At 64.8% G+C, this 18,646-nt stretch carries 15 protein-coding genes; 12 read left to right on the top strand and 3 right to left on the bottom strand.

The genetic code is table 11. From position 1 onward, the window contains the following. Positions 1-4: 4 nt before the first annotated feature. The 5 genes from mdlC (at position 5) to SB765_RS04835 (ending at position 6,809) form a co-directional block, all read left to right on the top strand. Positions 5-1,591 carry a benzoylformate decarboxylase gene (gene mdlC / locus SB765_RS04855; RefSeq protein ID WP_341798394.1) on the top strand — a complete coding sequence of 529 codons (1,587 nt, stop codon included), beginning with the start codon at positions 5-7 and terminating at the stop codon, positions 1,589-1,591. Between the two features lie 55 nt (positions 1,592-1,646). Further along, complete coding sequence (locus SB765_RS04850; RefSeq protein ID WP_410910189.1) at positions 1,647-2,987, top strand: MFS transporter; 1,341 nt, start codon at positions 1,647-1,649, stop codon at positions 2,985-2,987. A 14-nt stretch (positions 2,988-3,001) separates the two neighbouring features. Then, positions 3,002-4,477: an aldehyde dehydrogenase family protein gene (locus tag SB765_RS04845; RefSeq protein ID WP_410931017.1), complete on the top strand. Its 1,476-nt coding sequence runs from the start codon at positions 3,002-3,004 to the stop codon at positions 4,475-4,477. Positions 4,478-4,598: 121 nt separating this feature from the next. After that, entirely contained in the window at positions 4,599-5,852 is a 1,254-nt protein-coding gene (locus tag SB765_RS04840; protein ID WP_410910191.1) for an OprD family porin, read from the top strand. A gap of 243 nt (positions 5,853-6,095) precedes the next feature. Further along, positions 6,096-6,809: a GntR family transcriptional regulator gene (locus SB765_RS04835; protein ID WP_341798873.1), complete on the top strand. Its 714-nt coding sequence runs from the start codon at positions 6,096-6,098 to the stop codon at positions 6,807-6,809. A gap of 6 nt (positions 6,810-6,815) precedes the next feature. Here SB765_RS04835 and SB765_RS04830 read toward each other — a convergent pair whose 3' ends face one another. Both SB765_RS04830 and SB765_RS04825 read right to left on the bottom strand, forming a co-directional pair. Further along, entirely contained in the window at positions 6,816-7,766 is a 951-nt protein-coding gene (locus SB765_RS04830) for a PDR/VanB family oxidoreductase (protein WP_341798398.1), read from the bottom strand. Between the two features lie 12 nt (positions 7,767-7,778). Continuing rightward, positions 7,779-8,846, bottom strand: a complete 1,068-nt coding sequence (locus tag SB765_RS04825) for an aromatic ring-hydroxylating dioxygenase subunit alpha (protein ID WP_341798399.1) — start codon at positions 8,844-8,846, stop codon at positions 7,779-7,781. Positions 8,847-9,085: 239 nt separating this feature from the next. Here SB765_RS04825 and SB765_RS04820 point away from each other — a divergent pair, with 239 nt between their 5' ends. From SB765_RS04820 to SB765_RS04810, 3 genes are read left to right on the top strand one after another with little or no spacing between them, the layout of a single operon-like run. Then, a complete protein-coding gene (locus tag SB765_RS04820; protein WP_410931016.1) occupies positions 9,086-9,751 on the top strand; it encodes an ABC transporter ATP-binding protein in 666 nt (221 codons plus the stop codon). Then, positions 9,751-12,204, top strand: coding sequence for an FtsX-like permease family protein (locus SB765_RS04815; RefSeq protein WP_410931015.1), 2,454 nt, complete (start codon positions 9,751-9,753; stop codon positions 12,202-12,204). Before SB765_RS04820 ends, SB765_RS04815 begins: the two co-directional genes overlap by 1 nt. Beyond that, positions 12,194-13,249 carry a lipocalin-like domain-containing protein gene (locus tag SB765_RS04810; protein ID WP_410931014.1) on the top strand — a complete coding sequence of 352 codons (1,056 nt, stop codon included), beginning with the start codon at positions 12,194-12,196 and terminating at the stop codon, positions 13,247-13,249. Before SB765_RS04815 ends, SB765_RS04810 begins: the two co-directional genes overlap by 11 nt. A 48-nt stretch (positions 13,250-13,297) precedes the next feature. On the opposite strand, the gene SB765_RS04805 is transcribed toward SB765_RS04810, so the two are convergent. Further along, entirely contained in the window at positions 13,298-14,044 is a 747-nt protein-coding gene (locus SB765_RS04805) for an enoyl-CoA hydratase (protein ID WP_341798403.1), read from the bottom strand. A 102-nt stretch (positions 14,045-14,146) separates the two neighbouring features. Here SB765_RS04805 and SB765_RS04800 point away from each other — a divergent pair, with 102 nt between their 5' ends. The 4 genes from SB765_RS04800 to SB765_RS04785 all read left to right on the top strand — a co-directional run bounded on the left by SB765_RS04800 (position 14,147) and on the right by SB765_RS04785 (position 18,613). Then, a complete protein-coding gene (locus tag SB765_RS04800; protein ID WP_016499178.1) occupies positions 14,147-14,791 on the top strand; it encodes a TetR family transcriptional regulator C-terminal domain-containing protein in 645 nt (214 codons plus the stop codon). A 74-nt stretch (positions 14,792-14,865) separates the two neighbouring features. Further along, positions 14,866-15,582 (top strand): response regulator, encoded by a 717-nt coding sequence (locus SB765_RS04795; RefSeq protein WP_341798404.1) that lies wholly within the window; start codon positions 14,866-14,868, stop codon positions 15,580-15,582. After that, a complete protein-coding gene (locus SB765_RS04790) occupies positions 15,579-16,364 on the top strand; it encodes a substrate-binding periplasmic protein (RefSeq protein WP_341798405.1) in 786 nt (261 codons plus the stop codon). Before SB765_RS04795 ends, SB765_RS04790 begins: the two co-directional genes overlap by 4 nt. Further along, a complete protein-coding gene (locus SB765_RS04785; protein WP_410931013.1) occupies positions 16,361-18,613 on the top strand; it encodes an ATP-binding protein in 2,253 nt (750 codons plus the stop codon). The genes SB765_RS04790 and SB765_RS04785 overlap by 4 nt, the downstream gene beginning before the upstream one ends. Positions 18,614-18,646: the final 33 nt, after the last annotated feature.

The following is an 18,646-nucleotide window of genomic DNA, read 5'->3' as shown; positions in this document are numbered from 1 at the left end:
CTTTATGAAAACTGTTCACGGCGCCACTTACGACATTCTTCGCCAGCATGGCCTGACCACCATCTTCGGCAACCCCGGCTCCAACGAGCTGCCGTTTCTAAAGGGCTTCCCGGAGGATTTCCGCTACGTCCTCGGCCTGCACGAAGGCGCCGTGGTCGGCATGGCCGATGGCTACGCACTGGCCAGCGGCCAGCCCACTTTCGTCAACTTGCACGCTGCTGCTGGTACCGGCAATGGTATGGGCGCCCTGACCAATGCCTGGTACTCGCACAGCCCGCTGGTGATCACCGCCGGCCAGCAGGTGCGCTCGATGATCGGGGTGGAAGCGATGCTGGCCAATGTCGATGCCGCACAGCTGCCCAAACCACTGGTCAAGTGGAGCCACGAGCCCGCTACCGCGCAGGACGTGCCGCGCGCCCTGAGCCAGGCGATCCACACCGCCAGCCTGCCACCACGCGGGCCGGTGTACGTGTCGATCCCATATGACGACTGGGCGTGCGAAGCGCCAAGCGGTGTCGAGCACCTGGCACGGCGCCAGGTGAGCAGTGCCGGGCTGCCGTCGCCGGCGCAGCTGCAGCACCTGTGCGAACGCCTGGCAGCGGCGCGCAACCCGGTGCTGGTGCTGGGCCCGGATGTCGATGGCAGCGCCGCCAATGGCCTGGCTGTGCAGTTGGCCGAGAAGCTGCGCATGCCGGCCTGGGTCGCGCCTTCTGCGTCGCGCTGCCCGTTCCCCACTCGGCATGCGTGCTTTCGCGGGGTATTGCCGGCAGCCATTGCCGGCATCAGCCACAATTTGGCCGGGCACGACCTGGTCCTGGTGGTGGGGGCTCCGGTGTTCCGCTACCACCAGTTCGCCCCAGGCAACTACCTGCCGGCCGGCTGCGAGCTGCTGCACCTGACCTGTGACCCGGGCGAAGCGGCGCGCGCGCCCATGGGCGACGCCCTGGTCGGCGACATTGCGCTTACCCTCGAAGCCGTGCTGGACGGCGTGCCGCAGAGCGTGCGGCCGATGCCCACCGCTTTGCCTGCTGCTGAACCGGTGGTGGATGACGGTGGCCTGTTGCGCCCTGAAACAGTGTTCGACCTGCTCAACGCTCTGGCGCCCAAGGACGCCATCTACGTCAAGGAGTCCACCTCTACCGTGGGGGCGTTCTGGCGCCGCGTGGAAATGCGTGAGCCGGGCAGTTATTTCTTCCCCGCAGCCGGTGGCCTGGGTTTTGGCCTGCCAGCTGCCGTAGGCGTGCAGCTGGCATCGCCTGGCCGGCGGGTGATCGGCGTGATCGGCGACGGCTCGGCCAACTATGGCATCACCGCGTTGTGGACCGCCGCGCAATACAACATCCCGGTGGTGTTCATCATCCTCAAGAACGGCACCTACGGCGCGTTGCGCTGGTTCGCCGATGTGCTGGACGTCAACGATGCGCCCGGGCTGGACGTACCTGGCCTGGACTTCTGCGCCATCGCCCGTGGCTATGGCGTGCAGGCGGTGCATGCGGCCACTGGCAGCGCCTTCGCCCAGGCCTTGCGTGAAGCGCTGGAGAGCGACCGGCCAGTGCTGATCGAAGTGCCGACCCAGACCATTGAGCCCTGAACCCGACACACACGCACACCACGCGACACCCACAAAAACAAGAACCGAGGTGGCTATGAAGACGACTTCCGTAAGTGAAGTGATCGATGCTGCACCCTTCAATCGCACGCACCTGCTGATACTGCTGTGGGGCTGTTTCATCATGCTGTTCGACGGCTATGACATGGTGATTTACGGCTCGGTGGTGCCACGCCTGATGCATGAATGGCAACTTAGCGCCATCGAAGCCGGCACGCTCGGCAGCTGTGCGCTGTTCGGCATGTTGTTCGGCGGTACTTTGCTGGCGCCACTGGCCGACCGTTTCGGCCGGCGCAAACTGATCATCCTCACCACACTGCTGGCCAGCCTGGCGGCGTTCATGACCGGGCATGCAGAAACCCCGCTGGAGCTCGGTGCCTGCCGCCTGGTGACTGGGCTGGCGCTGGGCGCGCTGGTGCCCAGCGCCGTCAACCTGATCAGCGAGTTCGCCCCGCAAGGGCGGCGCAGCACCATGATCACCGTGATGTCCAGCTTCTATTCGGTGGGCGCAGTGCTGTCGGCTTTGCTGGCGATCGCGGTGATCCCGCAGTGGGGGTGGCAAGCTGTGTTCTATGTGGCTGTGCTGCCGGTGCTGGCCGTACCGTTCATGCTGCGCTACCTGCCGGAGTCGGCTGCGTTTCTTGAACTCAAGGGGCGCCGTGCCGAGCTTGAGCGGTTGCTGGCGAAGGTCGACCCGGCGTTTCGCCCGGGCACCGAGCTACATTTGGCGGGCAGCGACCAACCGGTAGACAAGGCGCGCCTGGCGCAGTTGTTCGGCCCTGGTCAGGCCCTGGCCACCTTGTTGCTATGGGTGGCGTTCGCCATGTGCATGCTGATGAGCTACGGCCTCAATACCTGGTTGCCCAAGCTGATGGCGCAGGGCGGCTACCCCTTGGGCTCGAGCCTGGCGTTTCTGGTGACGCTGAACATTGGCGCCACGGTGGGTGCATTGTTTGGTGGCTGGCTCGCCGACCGCCTGGGGGTGCAGCGCACGCTGGTGCTGTTCTTCGTGCTGGCAGCGCTGTCGCTCGCGGCGCTGGGGCTCAACCCGGGCCCGCTGTTGCTGAACCTGCTGTTGCTGATCGCCGGCGCTACCACCATCGGCACGCTGGCGGTAATCCATGCCTATGCCTCTATCGCCTACCCGGCGCACATCCGCTCCACCGGGGTGGGCTGGGCTGCGGGTATCGGCCGCCTCGGCGCCATCGCCGGGCCCATGCTGGGTGGCAGCCTGCTGTCGATGCAACTGCCGATCCAGCAAAACTTCCTCGCCTTCGCCCTGCCTGGGGTGATCGGTGCGCTTGCCATCGCCTTCATCCAGGTGCGTGCGCCACAACAGGCCAGTGAGCCTGAAGCTGCCAACAAACCTACGTGCTGACCAAGGAGCCTTGCATGTCTGCCAATTGCCCTCGTTATCAAGACCTTCAACTGCTGCCGATTGCCGGCCAGTGGCGCGCCGGCAGTGCCGGTAAGCCCCTGAATGTGTACAACCCGTACAACGACGACTTGTTGCTTGAGGTCCAACAGGCCAGTCGTGCCGACCTGGATGCCGCCTATCAGGAGGCAGCCCGGGCACAGTCGAAATGGGCGGCACTGGGCCCCGCCGCACGCGCGGCGGTGCTGTACGAAGTGGTGGCGATATTTGATCGTCGGCGCGACGAGATCATCGACTGGATCATCCGCGAATCCGGCAGTACCCGGCTCAAGGCGCAGCTGGAATGGGGCGCGGCGCGGGCAATTGCGCTGGAGTCGGCATCGTTTCCGTCGCGGGTGCACGGGCGCATCGTCGAGTCCAACGTGCCGGGCAAGGAAAGCCGCGTGTACCGCAGTGCCCTGGGTGTGGTCGGGGTCATCAGCCCGTGGAACTTCCCGCTGCACCTGACCCAGCGCTCGATTGCCCCGGCGCTGGCGCTGGGCAATGCCGTGGTGGTCAAGCCTGCCAGCGACACCCCGGTGTGCGGCGGCCTGCTGCTGGCGCGCATCTTCGAAGAGGCAGGGCTGCCAGCCGGGGTGCTCAGTGTGGTGGTCGGCGCGGGCGGCGATATCGGTGATGCCTTTGTCGAGCACCCGGTGCCGGCGCTGATCACCTTCACTGGCTCCACCCCGGTGGGGCGTGGCATTGGCCGTATTGCGAGCGGTGGCGAACACCTCAAGCACGTTGCCCTGGAGCTGGGCGGCAATAGCCCGTTCGTGGTGCTGGACGATGCCGACCTTGAACAGGCGGTGAATGCTGCCGTGTTCGGCAAGTTCCTGCATCAGGGGCAGATCTGCATGGCGGTGAACCGGATCATCGTTGACGACAGCCTCTACGACGCTTTTGCGCAGCGCTTCGTCGAGCGTGTCAGGGCGCTGGCGGTAGGCGATCCGGACTCGTCAGCTACGGTGATCGGGCCGGTAATCAATGCCCGGCAACTGCAGGGCCTGCTGGACAAGATCAGCCTGGCACGCGGCGAAGGTGCCGAGCCGCTGTACGAGGGCGGGGTCGACGGCAACTTGCTGGCGCCGCATGTGTATGGCGAGGTCACCGTCGACATGGACCTTGCGCGTAACGAAATCTTCGGCGCATTGGTGGGCTTGCTGCGCGCGCGTGACGAAGCGCATGCCCTGGAGCTGGCCAATGCCAGCGAATTCGGCCTTTCCAGCGCGGTATTCAGCCGCAACCTGGAGCGTGCCGTGCGCTTTGCCCGCCAGGTGCGTGCAGGCATGAGCCACATCAACGACATCCCGGTGAACGACGAGGCCAACGCGCCGTTCGGCGGTGAGAAGAACTCGGGGCTTGGCCGTTTCAACGGGGACTGGGCCATCGACGAGTTCACCCGCGATCACTGGGTAAGCGTGCAGCACGTGCCGCGCCAGTATCCGTTCTGATGCATTGAGCCACTGAGTAGCGCCCGGCCCGGGCCGGGCATTCATGCAGCCATTCGACCACGGGCTCTGGGCAGCCTGCGGGGGGGGCGGCTGCGCCCAAGTAACGCGGAGAACAATAATAATGATGCACACACACTGCACCCTGGCCCGTTCGGCCCTGGCGGTTTCGCTGGCGTTTGGCCTGGGTTTGCCGGCCTGGGCCGAGGAGGGGGGCTTCCTTGAAGATGCCAAGGCCGGGCTGACGCTGCGCAACTACTACTTCAACCGCGATTTCCGTGACCCGGGGGCGGCCAAGAGCAAAGTCGAAGAATGGGCCCAGGGCTTCATCCTCAAGTTCAGCTCTGGCTACACCCCCGGGCTAATTGGTGTTGGCCTGGACGGCATCGCCATGTTCGGCATGAAGCTGGACAGTGGCCGCGGTACCAGCGGTTCCGAACTGCTGCCGGTGCACGACGACGGACGTGCGGCCGACAACTATGGCCGTGCAGGGCTGGCGGCCAAGCTGCGTATTTCATCGACCGAGCTGAAGGTGGGTGAGCTGCTGCCGGATATCCCGCTGCTGCGTTACGACGATGGCCGCCTGCTGCCGCAAACCTTCCGTGGCGCCATGCTCGACTCGCGGGAAATCGAAGGCCTGAGCCTGCAAGCCGGCCAGTACCGCGAGGTCAGCCTGCGCAACTCGTCCGATATGCAGGACCTCTCTGCCTGGGCCGCGCCCGGGGTCACCTCGGACGGCTTCAACTACGCTGGCGCCGAGTACCGCTTCAACCAACAGCGCACCCTGATCGGCGCGTGGCATTCGCAGTTGGAGGACATCTACCAGCAAAGCTACTTCAACCTGCTGCACAGCCAGCGAGTGGGCGAGTGGACGCTGGGGGCCAACCTGGGTTACTTCATCGACCGTGATGACGGCCAGGCGCGCATCGGCGATATCCAGAGCCGCACGGGCTACGCCTTGCTGTCAGCTTCGCACAGTGGTCACACGTTGTACGTGGGGTTGCAGAAAGTGAGTGGCGACAGCCAGTGGATGTCGGTGTACGGCAGCAGCGGGCGCACCTTGGGCAACGACATGTTCAACGGCAACTTCAGCAACGCCGACGAGCGTTCGTGGCAAGTGCGCTACGACTATAACTTTGCCGCGCTGGGTGTGCCGGGGTTGCTGGCCATGGTGCGTTACGGCCATGGCGAGAATGCCACCACGGCGGCAGGCAGTAATGGCAAGGAGTGGGAGCGTGATACCGAGGTGAACTACACGGTCCAGAGCGGAGCGTTGAAGAACCTCAACATCCGCCTGAACAACGCCACCAACCGGCGCAGCTTCAACAGCGATTTCGACCAGACGCGCCTGATCGTCAGCTACCCGCTGACGCTCTAAGCCGCAATATGCCCGGTGAGCACGGTCCTTGTAGGAGCGGCCTTGTGTCGCGATGGGCTGCAAAGCAGCCCCCGGGTTTCAGCACAGATGCATCAAATGAGGGTCTGCTTCGCAGCCCATCGCGACACAAGGCCGCTCCTACAGGTACCGCGCAGACTTTTAGAATTTGAGCAAGTTACCAGGCCAGCAACAACCCCTCACCTTGCGCTAAGATGCGCGCTCATGTCCCTGGAAGTAGCCTGGATGAGCAAGCCCGGTCAAATGGTGCTGGTCGCGTTGCGCAAGATGATCGCCTCGGGCGAGCTGGCGGCCGGCGAGCGCTTGATGGAAGTCCCCACCGCCGAGCTGTTCGGCGTCTCACGCATGCCGGTGCGCATGGCGTTTCGTACCCTCGAGCAGGAAGGCCTGCTGGTGCGTTTTGGTGGCCGGGGTTTTCAGGTGCGCTCGGTCAGCGCCGATGACATCGCAGGTGCGGTCGAGGTGCGCGGCGTGCTGGAGGGGTTGGCCGCTCGCCAGGCCGCAGAGCGTGGCTTGTCAGCGCAAGCACGCGCGGCGCTGCAGCAGTGCCTGGTCGATGGCGACCAGCTGTTCGACAAGGGCTTTGTGACCGAAGACGACCTGCAGGCCTATCACGACCTGAACATGCGCTTTCACCAGGTGATCATCGAAGCCAGCCACAACCCGGCCATCGCCGATGCCCTGGCACGCAACGACCACCTGCCGTTCGCCTCGGTCACCGCACTGGCCGTGGACCGCCATGACCTGGCCCGCGAGTACCGGCGCTTCAACTTTGCCCATATGCAGCATCACGCGGTGTTCGACGCCCTGGCCAATCGTCAGGGTGCTCGCGCCGAAGCGATCATGCGCGAGCACGCCAATGCCACCTTGCGCTACGCCGAAACTTTTGGTGGGGCAACGGCGGACGCGAGCATGAAAGTCATCCTGCCCTCGTCGTAAACCGGTTCAGATATCCAGCACCAGCAGGGGCGACTTCGAGCGCGAGCAGCAGGGCGTGAACTGATCGTTCAGCGCCTGCTCCTCTTCGGTGAGGAACATGTCGCGATGGTCCGGCGTGCCTTGCAGCACGCGGGTCAGGCAGGTGCCGCAAATACCCTGCTCGCACGACATGGCGATCTCGATACCGTGCTGTTCCAGTACCTGCACCACGGTCTGGTCGGCTGGCACCTCGAACACTTGCCCCGTGCTGTTCACCTGCACCGAAAAACTACCGTCGTTGCTGGCATCCACGGGCGCCGCGGCAAAGTATTCGCGGTGCAGGTTGGCCTCCTGCCACCCCAGCCCCTTGGCGCTGGCCAGCACATGCTGCATGAAACCGCCGGGCCCACATACATACAGGTGCACATCGTCTTGCGGGTTGCCCAGCACCCGGGCGATATCCAGTGCGGTTTCCGGTTGCTCGTCAAAGTGCACGAACAGGCGGTCAGCGAACGGCGCGTTGTGAATGCGCTCGACAAAGGCCGCACGCTCGCTGGAGCGGGCACAGTAGTGCAGCTCGAAATCATGGCCGCCGTGGGACAACTGCTCGGCCATGCACAGGATCGGTGTAATGCCGATGCCACCGGCAAACAAAAGGCTGCGCCGCGCGCCCTCGGCCAGCGGGAACAGGTTGCGCGGCGTGCTGATGCGCAGCCGTGCACCGGCCTGCACCTGCTCATGCAGGCTGCGTGAGCCGCCCCGCGAGGCCGGATCGTTTAGCACGCCAATCAGGTAGCGGTGGCGCTCTTCGGGGTGATTGCACAGCGAATACTGGCGCACCAGCCCATCGGGCAAGTGCACGTCGATATGTGCGCCAGCGCTGAACGGCGGCAGCAGGCTGCCATCCGCCGCCGCCAGCTCGAAGCTGCAGATACCTTGCGCTTCATCGTTACGGGACACCACTACGGCATCGATCATGTCGGCTGTTCCTCAGGCAGGGGTGGCGCTGGTAGCGATCAGTTGCGGTTGCGGCGCACGCTCTTTGGCGATGATCCGCTCCAGCACCTTGCGCGACTGCACGCCGCCAGCATCGATGTTCAGCTTCAGCAGGTTGCGCTCGGGGTAGGCCAGCAGGTTCTGTTGCTGGCGTTCGAGCATCTCCAGGTCTTCGCTGAAAATCTTGCCCTGGCCCTCACGAATGTCGTCGGTCAGGGCCTGGTCGTGCGCGGCGAAGTTGCGCGCCATGCCCCAGAAGTACCAGATCGAGGTGTCGGTTTCCGGAGTGATGAAATCGACCACGATGCTCGACGCCTTGTGCTGGGCCTCGGCGTGGTAGCCACCCTTGCCGGCATGGGCTACGCCCACTTCGATCAGCACATGGCTCGGCGGAGTGAAGCGACAGATCTGCCAGCGATCCACCGGCACGTCGTCGGCCAGGCCGTTGCCACGCAGGGCCATGCGCCAGAAGGGCGGGGCCATGATGTTTTCCATGTGCCGGGAGGTAACCACCTCGTCGCCGGTGACGGTGGTGACTGGCGGCGCCTCGTCGATTTCCTTCTGGCCGATGCTGGAGGCATGCACGTAGGTTTCGTGGGTGAGGTCCATCAGGTTGTCGATCATCAGCCGGTAGTCACAACCAATGTGGAACAGCCCGCCGCCGTACGCCCACTCATCATTCACCGCCCATTCCAGATGCGGGATCAGCGCCGGGTCGGCCTGCGCCTGGTCGCCGGGCCAGACCCAGATGAAGCCATAGCGTTCGACGGCCGCAAAGGTCTTGTTGCAGGGAAAGCCACGCACTCGCTGGCCCGGCATCGAGACGGTCTTGCCGTCGCAACCCATGACCAGGCCGTGGTAGCCACACACCAGGTTGCCGTCCTCGACATAGCCCAACGACAACGGCGCGCCGCGGTGGGGGCAGAAGTCCTCGACGGCGGCCACTTTGTTTTCTTGGGCGCGGTAGAACACGATCTTCTCGCCGCAGATCTGCCGTCCAAGGGGCTTGGTGGTGATCTCGTCGGGGGTGCAGGCGACGTACCAGGTGTTTTTGGGGTACATGGGGAGGCTCTCCAGGGTTTTGTTTTTATTTAATGGATCCATTAGAGGCATGATGCAGACTTGTGGTCAATAAAATCTAGCGGTTTATGCTGGGTATTGTGCGATTATCGAATTTATATGGATCCATTAACTTCGTGGCGTAAGAGATAACCATACGACGAGGCGGGGGAGGATGGCTTCGCACCACTGCGTGTCGGACCTGCTATTACTAAGCAAACGCATACCATAAAGGCCCGTCGATGCTCGCCATCGAACAGCTCCACAAATCATTCCCCACCCCCCAAGGCCCGCTCCCTGTCCTGCAGGGCGTGGACCTGCGTCTGGCACGCGGTAGCAGCCTGGCGCTGATGGGGGAGTCGGGCAGCGGCAAGAGCACGTTGCTGCACCTGATTGCCGGCCTGGACCGTGCCGACAGCGGCCGCATCCTGATCGACGACGTCCCGCTCGACGGCCGTTCCGAGGCGTCGCTGGCGCAGTGGCGGCGGGAGGGGATTGGCCTGGTGTTCCAGCAATACAACCTGATCAGTAGCCTGGACGTGGCGGCGAACCTCGCCTTTCAGGCCAGGCTGGCTGGCAGGCATGACCCACAATGGGTGGGTTACCTGGCAGAGCAGTTGGGCTTGGCAGGTTTGCTGGCGCGCTACCCTGAGCAGTTGTCCGGTGGCCAGCAGCAACGGGTCGCCATCGGCCGCGCCCTGGCTGGGCGCCCGGCCTGGCTGCTGGCCGACGAACCCACCGGCAGCCTTGACGAAGCCAGCAGCGATGAGGTGCTGAGCCTGTTGCTGCAACTGGTCGCCGAGGCCGGCAGCGGTGTGCTGATGGTGACCCACAGCCCCCGGCTGGCGGCACGCTTGCAGGGGCGTTGCCAGCTGCAGGCCGGTCGCGTTCAGCCAGAGTCGGGGTGATGAGGCTTTTGTCGCTGGCCCTGTTGGCGTTGTTCAGCCATTGGCGGCGCCATCGTGTGCAGTTTTTCAGCATCTTCACCGGTCTGTGGCTGGCCACGGCGCTGTGGACGGGCGTGCAGGCGCTGAACAGCCAGGCACGCAGCGACTACGCCCGCGCCAGTGCCGTGCTGGCCGGGCCGCTGCAGGCGCAGCTGGTGCCGCGCAACGGTGAGCGCTTCGACCAAGGGCTTTACGTGCAATTGCGCAAGCAGGGTTGGCCAGTAACGCCCGTGCTGGAAGGGCGCTTGCGTTTGCCTGGGGAGCCCGCGCGCAGTGTGCGCTTGTTGGGCATCGAACCTTTGAGCCTGCCGCCGGCCAGCAGCATTGCCGGTGTGCAGCCGCAAGCATTCGATGTGCAAGCGTTCATCGGCACGCCCGGGCAAGCGTGGGCCGGGCCAGACACCTTGCGGCAACTGGGCGCAGAGCGTGGGGCAGCGGTGCGCGACAGCGAAGGGCAATTGCTACCCCCCATGATCCTGCAGCCTGCATTGGCGCCTGGGGTGATCGTGGTCGATATCGGCCATGCCCAGCGGTTGCTGCACGCGCCTGGGCAGTTGTCGCGGTTGCTGGTGGCCGGAAAGCCAGGGCCGCTGCCTGCTGATATTGCGGTTTACCTCGAACTGCAACCGCAACAGGACGACGGCGGGTTGCAGCGGCTGACTGAGAGCTTTCACCTCAACCTGACTGCTCTCGGCCTGCTGGCGTTCGTCGTAGGCCTGTTTATCGCCCATGCCGCAATCGGTCTGGCGCTAGAACAGCGGCGTGGGTTGATCCGCAATCTGCGCGCCTGTGGCGTCAGCTTGAACACCCTGCTGTGCGCCTTGATGCTGGAGCTGGGTCTGTTCGCCGTCCTGGGAGGGCTGGCCGGTGTGGCCAGCGGGTATGTGCTGGCCGCGTGGTTGTTGCCCGATGTGGCAGCCAGTTTGCGCGGCCTGTACGGCGCCCAGGTTGCCGGTACCCTGAGCCTGCCCGCGTGGTGGTGGCTGGTGGGGGTGCTTGTGAGTGTGCTGGGGGCATTGCTGGCAGGGCTGGGCAGTGTGTTACGTGCAGCCCGGTTGCCATTGCTGGCGTTGGCGCAGCCTCAGGCTTGGCGGCTGGCGCAGGGACCATGGTTGAGGCGCCAGGCTTGCATAGCGGGCGTCCTGTTGCTGCTGGCCTTGGGCTGTGGCGTGCTGGGTAACCGCCTGGCCAGCGCGTTTGCCATGCTGGCTGGGCTGTTGCTGGCGGCGGCGCTGTTGTTGCCGGCCTTGCTCGACCGGGCTCTGGCCTTGCTGACGCGGTATTGCCGGCGGCCTTTGGCGCAATGGTTCGTCGCCGATAGCCGCCAGCAACTGCCGGCACTGAGTTTGGCGCTGATGGCACTGTTGCTGGCGCTGGCTGCCAGTGCTGGCGTGGGCAGCATGACCGAAGGCTTTCGCAAGACCTTTGTCGGCTGGCTGGACCTGCGCCTGTCTGCCGACCTGTACGTCAGCCCTCGGGATACAGGCCAAGGTCTGGAAATTGCGCAATGGCTAGGGCAGCAATCGGCAGCCAGTGTGGTGCTGCCCGGCTGGCGGGTAGAAACGCAGTTGCAGGGCTGGCCGGTGCAGCTTCAGGGCATCGTCGATCACCCGGGCTACCTCAAGCGTTGGCCGTTGCTGCAGGAGCAGCCTCACGCCTGGGAAGCGTTGGCCGGCGGGCATGCGGTGATGCTCAGCGAACAGCTGGCCAGGCGCCTGAAGGTGCAACTGGGCGACCGCCTGGCGCTGCCTTCAGAGGCGATGACAGTGGTGGGGATCTATGCCGATTACGGTAACCCCAAGGGGCACGTGCTGGTCAATGCCAGCTGGTTGCGCACGCACTGGCCGCAGGCCACGCTGACCGGTTTGAGCGTTGATCTGCCCGCTGAGCAATTGCCCGTCATCAAGGCTGCGTTGCAGCAGCGCTTCGCCCTGGACGACAGCCGCGTAGTGGAGCAGGCGCGCCTGAAACGCTGGTCTACCGAGGTGTTCAACCGCACCTTTGCCGCCACTGCCGCGCTCAACAGCCTCACGCTTGGCGTGGCCGGCGTGGCGCTGTTCATCAACTTGCTGACGTTGGGCCAAACGCGGCTGAGCCAACTGGCACCCCTGTGGGCGCTGGGTGTGCAGCGCAGGCAACTGGTGTGGTTGAGCCTGGGGCAGACACTGATGCTGAGCAGTTTCACGGTACTGCTGGCCATTCCGTTGGGGGTGTTGCTGGCCTGGTGCCTGGTGGCGGTGGTCAACGTGCAGGCGTTCGGCTGGCGCCTGCCGCTTTACGTATTCCCCGTGCAGCTGCTGCAACTGGCCGCCTTGGGGTTGTTCTCCAGCCTGTTGGCCAGCGCCTGGCCGCTGTGGCAACTGGCGCGCCGCCAGCCCCGCGAACTGTTGAGGCCGTTTACCGATGAAGCGTAACGCCTTGCTGTTGCTATGCGGCCTGCTATGCGCTTGTGACCCGCCAGCGCCACAAAGCTATGCCGGGCTGGGGCAGCAGGCAGACGGTTTCAGCCAGGTGGCCCGCGCGCATCGCCTGGAATTCCCGCGTGACCATGGCGCGCACGATGGCTTTCGCATCGAATGGTGGTACGTCACCGCCAACCTCAAGGACGCCCAGGGGCGTGACTGGGGCGCCCAGTGGACCCTGTTCCGCTCGGCCCTGCGCCCCGGCCCTGAAACCACCGACTGGAACAGCCCCAACCTGTGGATGGGGCACGCGGCCCTGACCGGGCCGGGTGGCCACCAGTCTGGCGAAACCCTGGCCCGCGGCGGTATCGGCCAGGCCGGCGTGCAGGCCCAGCCGTTCCGGGCGTGGATCAATGATTGGTCGTTGCAGGGCAGGGCGGGCATCGAAAGCCTGCAAATGGCTGCCGGTGGCGAAGGTTTTCGCTACGCCTTGCGTTTGCGCAGTGATCGCCCCCTGGTGCTGCACGGCGACCAGGGTTACAGCGAGAAATCCGGCAAGGGGCAGGCTTCTTACTATTACAGCCAGCCGTTTTACCGTGTGCACGGGGAGGTAGAGCGTGATGGCATGTGCATCGCGGTCACCGGCCAGGCCTGGCTGGACCGGGAATGGAGCAGCCAGCCGCTGGCGGCCGGGCAAACGGGGTGGGACTGGTTTTCCCTGCACCTGGACAGTGGTGCCAGGCTGATGTTGTTCCAGGTGCGTCAGGCTGAGGGCGATGCCTACCGCGCCGGCACGTGGGTTGGCCCGCAAGGTGAAGTGGTAGCGCTGCAAGGCGCGCAGGTTCAGTTGCAGGCCCTGGCCTGGGCCGAGCAGAAGCATGGCAAACAGGTACCGACGCGCTGGCGGGTGCAGGTGCCGGCGCATGGGGTGGATGTGCAGGTCGAGGCGGTGGAACCACGGGCTTGGATGGACACACGGTTCCCGTACTGGGAAGGGCCGGTGCGGTTGAGCGGGAGTGCCGGTGGGCGCGGGTATCTGGAGATGACCGGGTACTAGTGCAATACATTCCCGCGATCATGCACCCACAAGGGACGCGTCATCGTTTCAGTCTTTGATCAGACGCTGTAGCACGGCCCGTGCTTCTTCGGTGCGCAAGCACTCGATGAACAACTGGCTTTCCCGCGCCACCGTGGCCTCCAGCTCCGCCCGCTGGCTGTCCTTCATCAGCCGCTTGCTGATGCGCAGCGCCGCCTGCGGGTAAGTTTGCAGCTGCCGCGCCAGCTTGCGCGCGGCGGCCAGGCACTGTTCGCCATCTTCATGCAGCTCATTGGCCAACCCCCAAGCCACCGCCTGTTCGCCATCCAGCAACACGTTACCCAGCAGCAGGCCAGCGGCGCGGGCCTGGCCAAGCAAGCGTGGCAGCAACAGGCTGGAGCCAAACTCCGGGCACACCCCCAACGGTGCGAAAGGCATGCGCAGCTTGGTCGAGCGGCTGACCAGCACTTGGTCGCAATGCAACAGCAAGGTGGCGCCGATGCCGATTGCTGCGCCACTGACTGCCGCGATCAGCGGCTTGTCCAGCCCCATGACCACCCGCATCAGGCGGAACACCGGGCTGTCCAGGTCAGTGGGCGGGTTGTCGAGGAAGTCGCGCAGGTCGTTGCCAGCGGTGAAGCAGTGGGCGCCACCGGTGATGATAATGGCATCGACGCCAGGGTCTTCACCCGCTGCCAGCAGCAGGTCGCCCAGTTGCTGGTACATGGCGGTGTTCAGGGCGTTGAGCTTGTCGGGGCGGTTGAAGGCCAGGGTCAGCAGGCCTTGGTCCAGCTCGCGTGTGATCAGGTCGTTCATGGCAGCCGCTTTTGTTGTTGTGGGTACGTGTGCCAAGGGTTTATCACGCAGTCCGGCTTGTTGTACAGTCGTTCAGTCCAGCCCCTGAACCGAGAACCCTTGATGAGCCAGGAAGCCCGCTACCACCGCATGCTGCCGGAATTGCGCAAGGCCAACCTGGTCGAAGCGACCCTGGTGTGCCTCAAACGCCACGGATTCCAAGGGGCTTCGATCCGCAAGATTTCGGCCGAGGCCGGGGTCTCGGTCGGGCTGATCAGCCACCACTACGCCGGCAAGGACGAACTGGTTGCCGAAGCCTACCTGGCCGTCACCGGCCGGGTGATGGGGCTGCTGCGTGAAGCCATGGCGCAGGCTGCGCCCAATGCCCGCGAGCGGTTGTCGGCGTTTTTCCGCGCCTCGTTCTGTGCAGAGTTGCTCGACCCGCAGTTGCTCGACGCCTGGTTGGCGTTTTGGGGCGCGGTAAAGACGGCCGACGCGATCAACCAGGTGCATGACCATTCCTATGGCGAGTACCGCAAGGAGCTGAGCCGGTTGCTGGCCGAGTTGGCCACGCAGGAGGGCTGGCAGGGCTTCGATGCCGACCTCGCGGCCATCAGCCTCAGTGCCCTGCTCGATGGCCTGTGGCTGGAGTCGGGGCTCAACCCCGGCACCTTCACCCCCGAGCAGGGCGTGATTATCTGCGAGGCCTGGGTCGATGGCCTGCAGGCCGGTGGTCGGCGGCGCTTCAGCCTGCCCGAGGGCTGTTGATCGTCTGTTCAGTAACGAGTACGCTGCTGGCGCGAGTGTGTAGAACAACACCAATAAAAAAGAGACAACACGCGATGACGCCTCGGGTATTGATCGTCGATGACGATCCGCTTATTCGTGACTTGCTGCAGGCCTATCTGTCCCAGGAAGGCTATGACGTGCACTGCGCCGATACGGCGGAAAAGGCCGAAGCCTTGCTCGCCAGCCAGGATGTCGACCTGGTGCTGCTGGATATCCGCCTGCCTGGCAAGGACGGCCTCACCCTGACCCGCGAGCTGCGCGTGCGCTCGGAGGTGGGCATCATCCTCATCACCGGCCGCAACGATGACATCGACCGCATTGTCGGCCTGGAGTGCGGCGCCGACGATTATGTGATCAAACCGCTCAACCCCCGCGAGCTGGTATCACGCGCCAAAAACCTGATCCGCCGCGTGCGCCATGCCCGCGAAGTGCACCCGGCACCGGCCTGCGCGCAGTCGTTGAAGCAGTTTGCCGACTGGGCGCTGGACACCGACCGCCGGCGCCTGATCGACCCACGCGGCGGGCAAACCCTGCTGACCCACGGTGAGTTCCAGTTGCTCAGCGTGTTCCTGCGCAACAGCGGCCATACCCTGAGCCGCGACCAGCTGATGGACCAGATTCGCAACCGCGAGTGGGTGCCCAACGACCGCTCCATCGACGTGCTGGTCGGTCGCCTGCGGCGCAAGCTGCACGATGACCCGGCCGAGCCGCAACTGATCATCACCATTCACGGCACCGGCTACCTGTTCACTGCCAGCGTGGCCGCATGATCTACCGCGCCCGCCGTGCCTGGGCGATGGTGCTGGCGTTGCTTGCCGTGCCAGCCGGTGCTGCAGAAACGGTGCGCTACTGCGATTACCCGGTGTACCCGCCGATGTCCTGGAGCGACGGCCACCAGGTGCGTGGCCTGGCGCCAACCGTGGTGCGCGAGCTGTTCGCCCGCATGGGCTACCAAGTGCAGAACGTGGTGCTGGGCAACTGGAAACGCTGCCTGATGGACGCTGCCGCCGGGAGGGTGGACGTGGTGCTGGCCTACAACAGCGACCAACGTGACCAGCGCATGCATTTTTCCACGGAGCCGGTAATGCGCGAGGAAGTGGCTGTATTCTACAACCGCAAACGGCCAGTGCAGTTCCAGCAGTTGGAGGACCTGGCCGGTTACCGCGGCGGCCTGTTGTACGGCGAAAGCTACGGCGCCGAATTCGACCGCTTCGTCGCCCGGCATCAGAACATCGAGCGGGTGTCTTCCAGCCAGCAGAACTTCGGCAAGCTGATCCGCGGGCGCATCGACTACGTGATCCAGGAGCGGCGCACCGGTCAACTGTTCATCGAGCACCTGGCAGGCGCGCAGGACATCCGCGTATTGCCCAGCGCGCTGAGCGTGGACTACCTGCGCGTTGCCGTATCGCGGCAATCACCCCTGAGCCAGCACATGGACGAAATCGACGCTCAGTTGCGGCGCATGAACCAGGCTGGCGAGATCGCGCGCTGGCTGGAGCAGAGCGAGGTCACCTACCGCGACATGATCAACCTGCCGGCAGATGCCCGATGATTCGCCTGCACACCGATGGCCTGCTGCGCCGCCTGCTGCGGTTCATCCTGTTGTTCAGCCTGTGTTTCACGGTGCTGGCAAGTGGCGTGCAGCTGTATTTCGAATACCGCCGCGAGATGCGCGACATCGAGGCGCGCATGGCGTTGATCCGCGCCGGCTACCTCGCCAGCCTGGAGCGCAGCCTGTGGGACCTGGACGAGGCCCAGCTCGATACGCAATTGCGCGGTTTGGTGGATTTTTCCGACGTGGCCCGGGTGCGCCTGGTCAGCGACGATTTTCAACTGCTACGAGGGGAGGCCGAACCCAAAGGGCCGCTGCGCATCGAGCGCTTCCCCCTAAACTATCAGCCCCCCTCGGGGCCGGCCAGGCACCTGGGTGAGCTGGAAGTCAGTATCGACCTGGGAGCTGTGCACCGTCGGCTTTACGCCACCGGCCTTGCCAGCCTGCTGTGGATGGGGGTGTTCCTGTGCGGCCTGGCAGTGGCGCTGTCGGGGCTGTTCTATCGTCTGGTCACCCGCCATCTGCAAGTGATGGCCGAGTTCGCCCGGCGTATTGGCGCCGGCCAATGGCAGGAACCGTTGCGCCTGGGGCGCCGCCGTTCATCGCGCCCTGACGAAATCGATACGGTGGCCAATGCCCTGGACGATATGCGCCGCGCCATCCTCAGCGACATTGAACGCCGCGAGCGCGACCGCCTGGCGTTGCAAGACAAGCGCGACGAACTGCAGGCCATGGTCGAACGACGTACCGCCAGCCTGGCCCGGGCCAAGGATGAAGCCGAGGCCGCCAACCTGGCCAAGTCGCGCTTTCTGGCGACCATGAGCCACGAGCTGCGCACCCCGCTCAACGGTATCCTGGGCATGGCCGAGCTGCTACGCGGTGGCCGGCTGGATGCGGCCGACCGTCAGCGCCTGGAAGCCTTGTACAAGGCCGGCGAGGGGCTGTTGGCGATTCTCAACGAAGTGCTGTATTTCGCCCGGCTCGAAGAAGGTGAGAGCCGCGCCGAGCTGGTCGGCTTTTCGCTGCGCCAGTTGTGCCAGGAAGTGCTGGCGCTGCTCGAACCCATGGCTGCGGACAACGGCGACACACTGAATCTGGAGGTTGATGAGCAATTAGCCGGTTACCAGCACGGCGCCGAGCAGTACCTGCGTCAGGTGCTCAGCAACCTGCTGGCCAATGCCATCAAATTCACCGAGCACGGCCAGGTGCGGCTCAAGGTACAGGTGCTGGCCAGCGATGCGACCACGCAGCGCCTGCGGCTGTCTGTCAGTGACAATGGCATCGGCATCGAGCCGGCCGTCCAGGCAAAAATCTTCGACCGCTTCGTCCAGGCCAGCGAAGCCGTGGCACGCCGCTACGGCGGCACCGGTCTGGGCCTGGCGATCTGCAAGCACCTCGTGGAAAAGCTGGGAGGCTGCATTGGCCTGGACAGTGTACAAGGGCAGGGCAGCTGCTTCTGGTTCGAGCTCGACATCGCCCTTGGGCAGCCGGATTCACCTCCTAAGCTAGCCCAGTCGGTCAGCGCCAGCCTGGATATCCTGGTGGTCGAGGACGTCGCGCTGAACCGTGAGGTGGCGGGCGGCCTGCTGGTGCGCGATGGCCACCGGGTGAGCTTTGCCGAGGATGCCGGGCAGGCCCTGCAGCTGTGTGCACAGCGGCGCTTCGACCTGATCCTGCTCGACGTTCACCTGCCCGGCATGAGCGGGGTGGAACTGTGCCGGCAGCTTCGCGCCACCCCCGGGCCAAACCACCACAGCCGGATAGTGGCGCTGACTGCTGGCGTGCAACCGGGGCAAGTGTCGGGTTACCTGGAAGCCGGCATGCAAGGTGTGCTGGCCAAGCCTCTGCGGCTAGCCAACCTGCGCCAGGCGCTGGCCGACGCGAAGCCGACTGAAGAGGCCGGTATTGACGCGAACATGGACTGGTCGCTGCTGGCCACCCACCGCTCGCTGCTGGGCGAGCAGAAGCTGCAAGGCCTGCTGAAGGTGTTGCGCCAGTCACTGGAGCAGCACGCCACGGCGTTGGCCGAGGCGCTGCCGGCCCAGGACTTTACCGAAGTGCTGCACCTGGCCCATCGCCTGGCCGGCAGTTGCGACTCCCTGGGTTTTTCTGGCCTGGCTGCGCTGTTGCGACGCCTGGAAGACGCAGCCCGCCAGCATGACGGGCAGGGGCTGAACGCACTTGCCGAACCACTGGCAAACCAGCTCGGCCAGGCCCGTGCGACCCTGGAACAGTTGATCCAGAGCTGACGTACAAAAAACTTACGACTTTTTACATCTTCG

The sequence above is a fragment of the Pseudomonas sp. SIMBA_067 genome (genome assembly GCF_046534675.1).
GTDB lineage: Bacteria > Pseudomonadota > Gammaproteobacteria > Pseudomonadales > Pseudomonadaceae > Aquipseudomonas > Aquipseudomonas putida.
This window is presented reverse-complemented; position numbering and strand designations above follow the sequence as displayed.